This window comes from Paraburkholderia sp. GAS448, assembly GCF_050435685.1.
Classification (GTDB): domain Bacteria; phylum Pseudomonadota; class Gammaproteobacteria; order Burkholderiales; family Burkholderiaceae; genus Paraburkholderia.
On sequence record NZ_JBNDKT010000014.1, the window covers coordinates 142,266 to 154,664 of the forward strand.

The 12,399-nt window shown below is 60.6% G+C and carries 13 protein-coding genes and 2 pseudogenes; 6 read left to right on the forward strand and 9 right to left on the reverse strand.

The window, feature by feature from the left end; genetic code table 11:
• Positions 1–89: 89 nt before the first annotated feature.
• Both wrbA and P3T23_RS24720 read right to left on the reverse strand, forming a co-directional pair.
• Positions 90–689 (reverse strand): NAD(P)H:quinone oxidoreductase, encoded by a 600-nt coding sequence (gene wrbA, locus P3T23_RS24715; RefSeq protein ID WP_429318748.1) that lies wholly within the window; start codon positions 687–689, stop codon positions 90–92.
• Between the two features lie 135 nt (positions 690–824).
• Positions 825–1,247 (reverse strand): DoxX family protein, encoded by a 423-nt coding sequence (locus P3T23_RS24720; protein ID WP_429318749.1) that lies wholly within the window; start codon positions 1,245–1,247, stop codon positions 825–827.
• Positions 1,248–1,375: 128 nt separating this feature from the next.
• Between P3T23_RS24720 and P3T23_RS24725 the strand changes: the two genes are divergently transcribed.
• On the forward strand, positions 1,376–1,552 hold the full coding sequence (locus P3T23_RS24725; protein ID WP_429318822.1) for a LysR family transcriptional regulator: 177 nt from the start codon (positions 1,376–1,378) through the stop codon (positions 1,550–1,552).
• On the opposite strand, the gene P3T23_RS24730 is transcribed toward P3T23_RS24725, so the two are convergent.
• The 3 genes from P3T23_RS24730 to P3T23_RS24740 all read right to left on the reverse strand — a co-directional run bounded on the left by P3T23_RS24730 (position 1,530) and on the right by P3T23_RS24740 (position 3,744).
• Positions 1,530–2,195, reverse strand: a complete 666-nt coding sequence (locus P3T23_RS24730; RefSeq protein ID WP_429318750.1) for a TetR/AcrR family transcriptional regulator — start codon at positions 2,193–2,195, stop codon at positions 1,530–1,532. The two genes, P3T23_RS24725 and P3T23_RS24730, sit on opposite strands and share 23 nt — an antisense overlap.
• Before the next feature lie 263 nt (positions 2,196–2,458).
• On the reverse strand, positions 2,459–3,466 hold the full coding sequence (locus P3T23_RS24735; RefSeq protein WP_429318751.1) for a zinc-binding alcohol dehydrogenase family protein: 1,008 nt from the start codon (positions 3,464–3,466) through the stop codon (positions 2,459–2,461).
• Between the two features lie 74 nt (positions 3,467–3,540).
• On the reverse strand, positions 3,541–3,744 hold the full coding sequence (locus tag P3T23_RS24740) for an aldo/keto reductase (protein ID WP_429318752.1): 204 nt from the start codon (positions 3,742–3,744) through the stop codon (positions 3,541–3,543).
• A 105-nt stretch (positions 3,745–3,849) separates the two neighbouring features.
• On the opposite strand from P3T23_RS24740, the gene P3T23_RS24745 reads away from it, so the two are divergent.
• A complete protein-coding gene (locus P3T23_RS24745) occupies positions 3,850–4,776 on the forward strand; it encodes a LysR substrate-binding domain-containing protein (RefSeq protein WP_429318753.1) in 927 nt (308 codons plus the stop codon).
• A gap of 10 nt (positions 4,777–4,786) precedes the next feature.
• Positions 4,787–5,623 (forward strand): aldo/keto reductase, encoded by an 837-nt coding sequence (locus P3T23_RS24750; RefSeq protein ID WP_429318754.1) that lies wholly within the window; start codon positions 4,787–4,789, stop codon positions 5,621–5,623.
• 152 nt (positions 5,624–5,775) lie between these two features.
• On the opposite strand, the gene P3T23_RS24755 is transcribed toward P3T23_RS24750, so the two are convergent.
• The 4 genes and pseudogenes from P3T23_RS24755 to P3T23_RS24770 form a co-directional block, all read right to left on the reverse strand.
• On the reverse strand, positions 5,776–7,230 hold the full coding sequence (locus tag P3T23_RS24755; protein WP_429318755.1) for an aldehyde dehydrogenase family protein: 1,455 nt from the start codon (positions 7,228–7,230) through the stop codon (positions 5,776–5,778).
• Between the two features lie 596 nt (positions 7,231–7,826).
• A pseudogene (locus tag P3T23_RS24760) lies at positions 7,827–8,051 on the reverse strand (hydroxymethylglutaryl-CoA lyase); the annotation flags it as partial.
• A gap of 34 nt (positions 8,052–8,085) precedes the next feature.
• Positions 8,086–8,214: pseudogene (locus P3T23_RS24765) on the reverse strand (IS30 family transposase); the annotation flags it as partial.
• Positions 8,215–8,515: 301 nt separating this feature from the next.
• Positions 8,516–9,118: an NADPH-dependent F420 reductase gene (locus P3T23_RS24770; protein WP_429318756.1), complete on the reverse strand. Its 603-nt coding sequence runs from the start codon at positions 9,116–9,118 to the stop codon at positions 8,516–8,518.
• Between the two features lie 23 nt (positions 9,119–9,141).
• Between P3T23_RS24770 and P3T23_RS24775 the strand changes: the two genes are divergently transcribed.
• The 3 genes from P3T23_RS24775 (at position 9,142) to P3T23_RS24785 (ending at position 12,278) form a co-directional block, all read left to right on the forward strand.
• On the forward strand, positions 9,142–9,393 hold the full coding sequence (locus P3T23_RS24775; RefSeq protein WP_429318757.1) for a hypothetical protein: 252 nt from the start codon (positions 9,142–9,144) through the stop codon (positions 9,391–9,393).
• A 104-nt stretch (positions 9,394–9,497) separates the two neighbouring features.
• Positions 9,498–10,427, forward strand: coding sequence for a LysR substrate-binding domain-containing protein (locus P3T23_RS24780; RefSeq protein WP_429318758.1), 930 nt, complete (start codon positions 9,498–9,500; stop codon positions 10,425–10,427).
• Positions 10,428–11,117: 690 nt separating this feature from the next.
• Entirely contained in the window at positions 11,118–12,278 is a 1,161-nt protein-coding gene (locus tag P3T23_RS24785) for a metallophosphoesterase (protein WP_429318759.1), read from the forward strand.
• The last annotated feature ends 121 nt before the right edge of the window (positions 12,279–12,399 follow it).

Here is a 12,399-nt window from a genome sequence, read left to right on the forward strand (position 1 = left end):
GTCAATTCGGTATCCAGACCGGTGTCGGCCAGACGGGAATCCGCCTGGCCGTCTCATTCGCGCGTCGACGGTGCGAATATGCCTGTCGTTCAGCCAAACAGCTTGTTTGCCGTCCGGGCGATCAGTTCGCCCTGGTGGCGAGCGCCGGCGAACTCGATAGCGCTCGGCTGGCGCTGACCCTGCCCACCGGCGATCGTCGTGGCGCCGTACGGAGCGCCGCCAACAATTTCGTCCAGCGTCATCTGCCCCTGGTGGCTGTACGGCAGTCCGACGATGGTCATGCCGAAGTGCAGGAGGTTGGTGATGATCGAAAACAGGGTCGTTTCCTGGCCGCCGTGCTGGCTGGCGCTCGAAGTGAAGGCACCGCCTACCTTGCCGTTCAGCGCGCCGCTCATCCACAAGCCGCCAGCTTGATCCAGGAATGCCGCCATCTGCGACGAGATGCGCCCGAACCGGGTCGGCGTGCCGACGACAATAGCATCGTAGCCGGCGAGCTCGGCGACCGTGGCAACCGGCGCTTGCTGGTCGAGCTTGAAGTAGGCGGCCTTGGCCACTTCCTCCGGCGTGGTCTCCGGCACCCGCTTGACGTCGACCGTGGCGCCCGTCGAGCGCGCACCTTCAGCGACGGCATCCGCCAGCGCTTCGACATGGCCATACGATGAATAATATAGAACCAGAACTTTCGACATTTCGATATCCTTCCTATTTCTGCGGTGTTTACGCTGTGGATAAATGTGTGCACACGCAATGCGCACAGTGTTGCTGCGACGGCCGAACCAGGTAAGACGATCCGGCCGGCCAGCCGTCTCATTGGATCCGTCTTCCTAGCTCGCGCTCAGAGACGCCATACGCGAACGCGCCCGACCGGAGCGTGCGTCCAGACTGAACGCGTCGGCACCGAACCAGGTGATCTGCAGAAGGCCACCGGCCATCATCACGTTCTTGAGAAAGTGAATCATCTGGTTTTGATCTGCGAAGTTGTGATGAAAGAACATTGCAGTGACCACGCAGAACACCGCCATCGCCAACGACACGACGCGAGCCCTGTAGCCCGACAGCAACAGCAGGCCGCCGCCCAGCTCGGTCAGCACGGCAACCACGAACGCGAGTGGCGGCACGGGCAGACCCATGGCCGCAATATAGCCAACCGTTGCGGCATACGCCCCGAGCTTGCCCAGCCCGCTCATGACAAACGGTGCCCCGATCAGAATGCGACCCAACAGCGGAAGAAACTTGTAACGATCCATGACGAGCTCCTGAAATGAAATGACGAATCGACGTGAAGGCTACGTCCGCAACGGTTCTGCGCATATCTCCGCGGTTGCAATGCATCGTTGCTTTTGGCGGAACGATAAGAACCAATCAAAACATCCCAATGGGCCAGATCACTCACCTAAACGATCTTCGGCTCTTCACAGAGATAGTCGAGCATGGAAACTACATGGTGGCCGGGCGCGGCCTCGGCATACAGACGTCGAAGCTCAGCCGTCGCATTCGCGCCCGGCCTGCAACTCGGGAGACGTCCAGATTTACAGCACCACGTAGCTCTTGATTATGTGGTCGACCAAGGTCGGCAAACGCTGAGCGACCCGCCGGGAATCATCGCTGCCTGATTTGAAGTTGCCTGTTGCATTTTCCCAAAGCATCATCAACGTATCCGCCAAAGCCTCAGCGTCCACTGCATTTGCGGCAACTCCCAGTCGCATCAATAGCGCTCGAAACTCCCGACCAAGGTTGGTACGCGATAGCCTGACAGGATGTGCCTCGTCGGTGGACTGCACCGTCGACGTTTGAGGTTGCCCGCGTTGATAACCGTCGGAAGCCAGTTCGACGGCGACATCGATAAAGAGTTCGAGCAGGTGTTGGACAGGCTCCCCGCCAGATCGATGTCCAGCTTCCCGCCACCGCGCACGCTCACGATCACAAAGCCAGCCGGCATAAGCTTGTAGAAATGCCTTACGCGACCCGAAAATCCGATAGATGCGCCTCTTACCGAGCCCCGTTTGATAGGCGAGCCGATCGAGACTCAACGACTCGATAGGCTCGCGATAGAAAAGCGCTGCTGCGGCTTCGAGAATGCTGTTCCGGAGATCGCCCGTTGCAGCCCGCGGATGTCTCCCGTTCTTTCGACGGATCGCAGACCGCGCAACCCGCAACGAGTCCGGTTCAAGTTCATCCACCATTGCTTTCCACATCGTTCAGCCATCCTTCGTGTCAGCAGCCGAACCGGCTTCAAAGACTGTTGTAGCGGTTCTTGTAACAAAGCATATTTCCGAATATCGCGTGATCGGCCCGGGAAGCGTCGCCTCTTAAGTCGTGTCGCTCTGGGCACGCCTCATCGCATTACTATACGATTGGAAAATATAATGTCAAGACCAGTTCATAGCCCGCAAAGCCGTGCCGGCTAAAGCCGGAATCATGAAGCGACGCTGATCACGCCACACGGAGGCGAGAATCGTCATTGGAAGCCTTCCAGCACGGTTTTTCCGATAGTCCTTCCCGTTTCGATCCGTTCGTGGGCCCGGCGAAGATTCGCTGCCGTCAAGGGCCCCTCCACGTGTGTGAGTGTCGTTTGCAGCACGCCGGCATCAACCAGCTCCGATACTTCTTTCAGCAGGCGGTGCTGTGCATCCATGTCCGCGGTCTGGAACAGGGAACGGGTAAACATCATCTCCCACGAAATAGTGATGCTCTTCGGCTTGAATGGCGCAATGCTGTCGTCGAAGTTGTCAATCAGCGTTATATGGCCCTGGGGGTTCAACGCGCGGGCGAGACTGGGAGCGCTGCCGGGTGTCGAAGTGATCGCTCCGATATAGTCCACGCCACTGAAGCCGATTGCGTGCAGCGCTTCGTCGATGGGCCTGGTGTGGTCGGCAACGTGCTTCGCGCCGAGCTTGCGTATCCACTCGACACTCTCGGGCCGGGACGCAGTGGCGATGACGGTGAGGCCCGTGAGGCGGTCGGCTAGCTGGATCAACATGGAGCCAACGCCACCTGCTCCGTTCAGAACGAGCAGCGTGCCGCAGGGTGTGCGCACGCCGCGCGGTACCTTCATGCGGTCGAAGAGCATTTCCCATGCAGTTATCGAAGTGAGCGGCAAGGCCGCCGCCTCGGCGAACGACAATGAGATGGGCTTGGGCCCGACGATCCGCTCGTCAACGAGATGAAATTCCGAGTTCGTCCCGGGGCGGTCCATCGCACCCGCATAGAAGACCTCATCACCCGGGTTGAAGAGGGTGACCTCGCTTCCAACCGCTTCGACAACGCCCGCCGCGTCGTAGCCCAGCACTCTGGGAAGTGGGCTCTCCGAAGGATCTTCCCAGCGACGGCGCTTCACGTCGACAGGATTCACCGACACCGCCCTCACGGCGACTCGCAAATCGTGCGGACCAGGTTCCGGCATCGGAAGTTCAAGGTCGGCCAGAACCTCGACGCCCCCCTTTGCTTGATAACCAATCGCCTTCATCACACTCTCCAATGTCGCCTATGCCGAACTTTCCTGGTCAGGCCACGCGAAGCGCAGGTCCACCTTGCGCGAGTTTAAAGCGTGCCGTCCAGCTGTTCGAGCACGTCAGCCGGGAGGACGAGCAAGCCAGCCGCCATGTTTTCGCACAGATGTTCGAGCGACGGCGTATCGGGGATCAGCAGGATGCTGGACGAGCGCTGCAGCAGCCACGCCAGCGCCACCTGCGTCGGCGTTGCGTCCAGAGACGACGCCACTTCGGACAGCGTCGAAGATTGCATGACCCGTTGGGAATGCTATATCCACAACGATGGTTCGCACATGCCCTGAATTGCAAAGCACCATTGCGCGTGGTAGAACGCTAAAGGCCCAACCTGGAGCCAGCGATGAACCAAATCACTGACCTCAATGATCTTCGACTCTTCGCGGAAATCGTCGAGCACGGGAGCTTCACGGCAGCGGCCCGCAGCTTGGGCGCACAGACGTCGAAACTCAGCCGGCGGGTTCGCGCACTGGAGGAGGAGCTTGGCGTTCGTCTGCTAAATCGCACCAGCCGGAGCCTGTCCTTGACGGAAACCGGGCGGCGGTTCCACCAGCATTGCCTTGCCCTGGTGGCGGAATCGAAGGCCGCCAGGGATTTCGTGGACCAGACGCGCTCAAAGCCGCAGGGCACCATACGGATCAGCTGCCCCGTGGGACTGCTGACCTCCGGCATCTCCGCCATCATTGCGCAGTATGTAGAGGACAACCCGCAAGTGCAGGTCCTGGTCGATGCAACCAATCGCCGCGTGGACGTGGTCGAGGAAGGTCTGGACCTCGCCATCCGGGTCAGGCTTCCCCCTCTGGAAAACACCGATCTCGCAGTCCGGCAACTGGGCTTATCCGTTCAGATTCTGGTCGCCAGTCCGGACCTGGCGGCGCGCCATCCCGTGCCCAGCTCCCTTGAATCGCTCAAGGAATGGCCCACCGTTGCCATGTCCAGCAGCAGCGAGCGGTTTGTCTGGAACCTGGTGGACGCCAAGGGTTGCACTTCCTCATGGGCGCATCAACCTCGTCTGGCGACGGACGACCTGGCCAGCCTGCGGGTTGCCGCCTTGCAAGGCGTTGGCGTGGCCATGCTGCCCCGCGAACTTGTGGACGCCGATATTCAGGGCGGCCGGTTGCAGCACTTACTGGCGGGCGTGGCTACGACGCCGGGCCTCGTTCACGCGATCTTCCCCACGCGCCGCGGCATGGTTCCGGCCGTCCGGCATCTACTAGACGCCCTGGTTTCGGGATTCGAGGACCTGAACCGAAAGTGGTCTCCTCTATAAGGAAGAGTTCATGCACAACGTCCATGCGGGCAACGCGGCCATTCCGGCCATAGGTTTTGGCACCTACGGGATGAATGGCGACGACATCTATCGAACGATCCCCGCAGCCCTTCTGGCTGGCTTCCGTCATATCGACACCGCGCAAATCTACCGTAACGAGGCCGAGATCGGCGACTGCGTCGCCGCATCCGGCATCCCAAGAAGCGAAATATTTCTGACGACCAAGGTCTGGGTCAGCAACTACTCCGCAAGATACTTCGACGCGTCCGTCAACGAGAGCCTACGCAAGCTCAAGACGGACTATATCGACCTGCTCCTGCTGCACTGGCCGGGATCGGATGTGCCTCTCGCCGAACAGATCGCGGGGCTCAATGCGGTCGTGCGCGCCGGCAAGGTCCGGCACATAGGCGTCAGCAATTTCAACCGTGCACTCATGACGGAAGCTATCCGGCTCTCGGCGACTCCGCTGGTAACGAATCAGTTCGAATACCATCCGTATCTGAACCAATCCTTGCTCATCGAAAGCACACGCCAGGCTGGGCTTGCCGTGACAGGATATTGCGGCATGGCGATTGGCCGCGTGTTCTCGGACCCAACGCTCAAGGAGATCGCAGCCCGTCATGACAAAACCATCGCCCAGATCGTCTTACGGTGGCTTGTTCAACAGCGCGGCATTGTGGCGCTTTCGAAGACCACGCGGATCGATCGACTGGCACAAAATATTGCCGTATTCGACTTTGAGTTAGGTGGTGCGGACATGGCAGCAATACACGCATTGGCGACGTCAGACAGCAGAATTGTCGATCCGCCCGGTCTTGCCCCGCTGTGGGATAGTACCGGCCCTTGACTACCTGGTTTCTGGCGCGATGCCGGAAACGCAACAGCGTGACCAGTCGCCATCGGCGCGCAGCGTCGCCTGCACGCCGCGCGGCCGTGCCGGCGGAGCCGGTCTTCCGCTCGCCGCATGCCGTGCATGTCCGCGTTGACCTGCGTTGCGCCCTAGAACGGGTACGGCGTCTGGGTGCTGCGCGAATTGATCCAGATGACGTCGCTGAAGTCGGCCAGACTGTCGGGGCCGGTACGTCCCCAGCCGCTGTCGCGCACGCCGCCCATCGGCGCGTGGATCTCGTCGTTGACCGTCGCCGTGTTGACGTTGACGATCCCGCACTGGATCTTTGGAGCGAGTTCGAAGGCCCGGTAAGTGTTGCCGGACAGAATGGAAGAACTCAGGCCGTACATGGTCCGGTTGGCGGCGGCCACCGCCTCCTCCGGCGTATCCACGGCCTCGACCACTACCACCGGCCCGAAGGTCTCCTCCTGGGCGACCAGTGTATTGGCCGGCACATCCGTCAGAATCGTAGGTTCATAGACCTGACCTGTGTAGCGACCGCCGGCGCGCACGACCGCGCCTTTGGCGACGGCTTCCCTGACGCGCTCATCGACCAGTTGAACCGCCTCTGGCGTAACCAGCGGTCCGATGATGGTCTTCGGATCCTGCGGGTCTCCGGTGGTGAGGGTCCGGGTCCGCTCCACGAACCGGGTCACGAACTCGTCGTAGATCTTGCGCTGGATGATGATGTGACGCGTATTCAGGCAAATCTGCCCCTGATGGAAAAAGCAGCCGAATGTCGCCGTGCGAACCGCATAGTCGAGGTCGACGTCGTCGAGCACGATCATCGGGTTGTAGCCACCCAGCTCCAGCACGGTGCGCTTGAGCGTGCGGCCCGCCCGTTCAGCCAGCATGCGGGCTGTCTTCACGCCTCCGATCAGGTTGATGACTCGCACATCCGGGTTGTCGAAGAACTCGTCGGCGATTTCGCCTGCGGCGCCGGGTGCGTGGGGCACTACGTTGATGACGCCGTCGGGAAAGCCGGCTTCGTGCGCGATTTCCGCCAGCATCAGGCCGGCCGAAACCGGAGCGAGTTCGGACGGCTTGACCACCACGGTGTTGCCGGCACCAATCGGAGAAATGACCGCCCGCCATGACAGGATGTTGGCGCCGTTCCAGGGTGTGAAGCTGGCTACAACACCCAGAGGGCGACGCACGGCGATGGAATGCACGCCCGGCTGGTTGGTCGCCAACACATGGCCCGCCGGCTGATACATCCAGCCGGCGGCCTGTTCGAGCGTAGCGGCCACGAGGTCCTGCTGGAAGTTGGCGAAAGAGATCGTGCTGCCGGTTTCGCGGGCGAGCGCATCGGCAATCTCGCTGCGGCGACGTTTGACGATCTCCGCAGCCTTCAGGAACAGGCGTGCGCGTTCGGCCGGAGGCGTACTGGACCATTCCGGAAACGCCCTGGCGGCAGCCTCCACGGCAACACGCGCCTCAGCCCGCCCACCTGCGGCAACCTGTGCGAAGGACTGGCGGCTATAGGGCTCGAATACCTCGAAGGTGCGGGCGCCCTCGACTTCACGCCATGCACCGCCCGCGTAGTACTTGTAGCTCTGGGTCATTTCGTTTTCCGGATCGATGTGGGTTGGCCTGGAACTTACCCGCACTGGTGTGGGTGTATCGACGGTAGGTGCTGCAGGTTGACGCCTCCACGCTGGCGTCGGGAATCATTGAATCGAGCCGATATCGGCCCAACGAGACCCGCGATGGGTTGGTTCGTCAGTCAATGGTAGGGTCGCACCGTTCACGCGTGCATCTCCTGAAATGCAAAGCATCATTGCACTTGATAGAACGTTAAGGATCAGTTCAGGCCGGGTTGAGCTGACCCCGCGCTTCGCGCAGTTTCGAGCGCAGCGCACTTGTTCCTCGCCATACAGCCGTTACCGGCGCATGTGACTTTGCATCAATTTGGCCAGGAGCACGCGGACGGTTCGACCACCAACTAAACTTTGCAAACGTAAAACATAACAATTAAGATGATTCCAAGCCGAGGAGGCAATGCCCCCTCCCAATGCGAAAGAATTGTTCTTAGGAGACGACGGCCATGCCGAAGCGAAAAATTGACACGCACCAACATTTTCTGCCGAAGCTCTACGTGGACGCAGTCGGGCTGGACTTGCTGAATGCCGCGATGCCTGGCGGCGTGGCCCCCACCTGGAATGCTGGCGCGCAATCGCAATCCCGCGACTTCCGCCATACGCGCCACGGTGGAAAAACGCTCAAGGGATTCTGTGACAGAACAATTGATGTTGCGAATGGAAAAGGCTTCGCTCGCGGCACCGAAGATGACGACCTCGTCGACCTTGCTCTCTATCGCGGCCTCAAGCCCTTTCATGTTGGGTGTCAGTGCGGCATACGAGACTCCCGCCTCGCGATTTATCCCGGGGCGGTTTCAAGGGTGAAGCGCAGCAGCGGGTTTAATGTTTAGAGCCTTGAGGTTGACTTGCTGAGGCAAGGGTCGCGGCGAAGACCTCGAATGGTGAATGGAAGTTGTGAGTCGCGCGAGGCCGGCTGTTCAGACTGTCGGCAATGGCGTCGAGTTCGTCCAGGCGGTGCCCACGATGAGTTTCTGTTGGCTGCAACTGCGCAAACTCTGCGAAGAATGGCCAGGTGGCTCACGGCAGAAGCGATCCAGATAACCCGGGCAGTTGCATGACGAGCAACGGGGATCCTAGCCTGGGTCAAATCCGCCGCTTCCACGAACGCTACCACTCGAAAAAAGTACTCCCAAAATCAGCGCCCCAAACCCAAACGTGACTCTTTCTACAGAATCGGCCCAGAGCAGCCACTCGCGGGGAGTGTCTGAGTTTTTGTGTGAAAAGCGCGGTATATCGCGCCTTTCATTGGCTATCCCAACTTGACGAGATTAAGCACCGGCAGCGCGCCGCCCGGGATTTGAACTAGCCGCCCCCCGCTTTCGAGCGAACCCAGGTCGATGCCGAAGAAGCCGAGCCGCTCGATCAGTCCGCTCACAGCCGATTTCGCATGCGCGTCGTCTCCCGCGCAGAACAACACGCGGCGTCCGCCCTCGGCCTGTGGATCGTCGGAGATGAGGTGCGCCGGCAGATGATTGAACGCCTTCACGACGCGTGCGCCCGGCACGAGGTCCGCGAATGCTTCACTCGACGTCCGGCCATGCAATTCGGCTGGTTCGAACAGCGGCGCCTCGATCGGGTTGTTCGCGTCAATCACGATGCGTCCGCCGAAGTCCGGCAGCCCGGCCAGGGCGGTCGGCAGCTTCGACCAGTTCACTGCGACGAGGACGATGTCCTGCGCGGCCGCCTGTTCGCGCGTTCCCGGCGTGATCGAGGGGCCGAGCTCGCGCGCGAGGTCTGCGAGTGAGGCCGGGCCTCGGCTGTTCGCAATGATGGCCTCGAGGCCTTTGCCCGCTAGCGCTTTCGCGAACGCAGACCCGATGGCGCCTGCTCCGATGATACCGATGGTGCTCATAACGATGCTCCTTTTGAAGGGTGATGAATCAAGTGGTAAAGCCGCCATCCGCGATGATGTCCGCACCGGCTAAAGGCAGCGTCCGGGTTCGCGAGGAATGCGATGGCGCTCGTAACTTCGCGCGGCTGCCCGTAGCGTCCAACCGCGATGCCGAAGCCGACGATCTGGCTGAACGGGTCGCCGCCTGCAGCGAGATGTCTGACAATCGCGGTGCCGATCGAACGCGAGCCGCCTATGACGAGCGCCGTCCTGTCGCCAGGGCGAAGAACATTTGACGTTCACTCCAGCGGGTAGATGAGTGAATGTTGCCGTGTTTATTGCAAGATGATTAGCGGGGAATTGCTTGAATTATTTTCAATTGATGCTTTAAGATTCCCGCATGGAAACCCTCGCCAACCTCGAGTCGTTCGTCCGCAGCGCCGAAATGGGCAACTTCTCCGCGGCCGCGCGGCGTCTTGCGCTGACGCCCGCTGCGGTCAGTCGGAACGTGGCGCTGCTAGAACGCAATCTTGGCGTGCGACTGTTCCAACGCTCTACGCGCAAGCTCACGCTGACCGAGGCGGGCGAGCGATTTCTCGTGGAAATTGGCGGCAATCTGGACGCGCTTCAGGCAGCGATCGCGTCCGTCTCGACCGATCGCGGCGAGCCGGCTGGCGTGCTGAAAGTCAGCATGGCGCCGACGTTCGGCATTACGTACGTAATGCCGCTGCTGCCGGCGTTCCTCGCACGCTATCCGATGATTCGTCCGGATTGGCACTTCGAGAACCGACAGGTCGACTTGATTGCTGAGGGATACGATGCAGCGCTGGGTGGTGGATTCGATCTCGCAGCGGGCGTCGTGTCGCGTGCATTGGCGCCTGCGCATCTTGTGGCGGTGGCGTCTCCGGCTTACATGGCCGGCCGCGTACCACCGACCGCTCCCGGAGACCTCGCGGAACTCGACGGCATCGTGATGCGCTCGAGCCGCACCGGCCGCGTGCGCCACCGGACGATGCGCGACAAAGTGGGCGACGAGATGCCCGCGCAGCTCAGCGAGACCATCATGGTCAATGACCCGGCAGCGATGCGCGAGGCTGCGATTCTCGGACTGGGTGTTGCGCTGCTGGCCGTGTCGGACGTTCTGTCGTCGATCGAACGTGGGGAACTCGTGCGATTGCTACCGCGCTGGTACGCGGACGCCGGGGCGATCTCGATCTATTACGCGACGCGAGCGCTGCTGCCGGCGAAAACACGGGTGTTTGTCGATTTCGTTGTCGAGGTGTTCAAGCGGGAGCGGTTGGCTGAAAGGTTTGCGGGAAGCATGGAATGAGTCGCGCCGGGCAGGCAAACAGGCATCATTTAACGGTTTCCCGCTTTGCGTAACTGCCGCGAAATGAGTAGCACGGGTTGGCGGAATCGCACCGAGCAGATCGCGCGCCGGATCGACCTTGCAGTAGCCTTCCTTGATGCCGCAGCGAAAAGCTTGACTCAGCTATCGCGGGTTTCTGGGATTTTCCGGAACACTCCGGAATGAGGCCGGACTCGAATACCGCCACCCTATCCTTCACTAGCAAGCATCCGCGCTTCCACGCCGAATAACATACCCCCATAAATACCCCCAGGCGCGACGCGCTACCCTCGCCGCGGAAAAGATGCGACAAGACAAACTGCTCGAACTGCGCACCGCTCAATTTCGTTGGAATCGCTTGTCCCCACTGGCTTCCAGCCATTTGTGCCATCCAAAAAACCAGCACTGGAGCCGATTTGCGAGGGCCGGCCCAAATCCAGTCCCGGCGCGGCTGCCAGACAAATTCACCCTCCTCGAAAAACCCTTAACCAGTTGGCAATCTGAAATGCGGTTCACGAATGGTTACACAAACCATTTTTGTGTAGCACCTGACCGCATTTCTGCGCGCTACGCTCGCCTCATCTATGTCGCAGCCTTGTGCCGGAATCACTCGCCGTTTATTTTTTTCACCATTTTTTTCGGAATTCCATGTTTTTTTCGTGACCTCGAGCCATGAAAGATCCCTATCGCGCCGTTCACCATTATCCGCGTAACGACTCAGGGCGTGACGTCGTCGTGGGCGATATCCACGGCTGCTTCGCGCGCTTGCGCGTGGAGCTCGAAGCGCGCCGTTTCGATCCGCAGCGCGACCGGCTGTTCGCCGTCGGCGACCTCGTCGACCGCGGGCCGGAGTCGGAGTGCGTGCTCGAGGCCGTCGAGCGGTACGGGATCAAATCGGTGAAGGGCAATCACGAAGATGCCATCGTGCGCTGGCATGGCGGCGAAGAGCAGGCGCTCTCGCCGCTGGGCAATGGAGCAGACTGGCTGCTCGACAGGGCCGAGGATAGCGAGTGGGTCAACCGGATCGCCACCTATATGGCGTCGCTGCCCTATGTGATCGAGATCGAGACAGAACATGGGCTCATCGGCATCGTACACGCCGATTCGCCCATGGCTAACTGGTCGGAGTTCGTGCGTGAAATAGAAGGCGAGACGGCCGATGGCGTGACGCGCCGCAAGGCGATCTGGTCGCGCACGCGCTGGAAGTCGTACCAATCGCATCCCGCGCCTTCACGCAACACGCTACGCGGACTGATCAACCGGGCGAAACTCAGTGTGCGTTCGCAGATGCATGCCGCCGGGCGGATCGACAACGTGACGGCCGTGATCGTCGGCCACACGCCCCTGTCGGCCGTCACGGCGAAAGACAACGTGATCAATATCGACACGGGCGCTGTGTACGGCGGCAAGCTCACGATCATGAATCTCGCCGACGTGCCGGATTGGATCGAGGTGACGAACCGCCCATCCGTTCGCCCGACCGAGCCGGTTGAAAGCGAGTCCGTGCGTCGCGAGCCGGAGCGCCGTGAGCATGTCAATCGTGAACCAGTTCGCCGTGAACCCGTGTTGAAGGCCAGACGTCACGAACCTGTCATGGGCGACAGACCTGCGATGGCTGAGACGGCTGTCGTCGAAGAGACCACTGTCATCGAAGAGCGCCCCGTCATGACGGACGACACTCCGCATCTGGCGCCCGAGTCTCAGCCCGCGCCGGAACCGTTATCGTCGTTTGTCTCGAACGGCATGCACATCACGGTCCGCATGAGCTTGAACAGCATCGTGAACGACCGGAATCAAGGCGCGAATACTCTCAGCAACCGTCGGAGTAGTTAGGTCCTTACGCTTTAGGTCCTTACGCTTTAGGTCCTTACGCTTTAGGTCCTTACGCTTTAGGTCCTTACGCTTTAGGTCCTTACGCTTTAGGTCCTTACGCTTTAGTACTTATTCGGCTCAT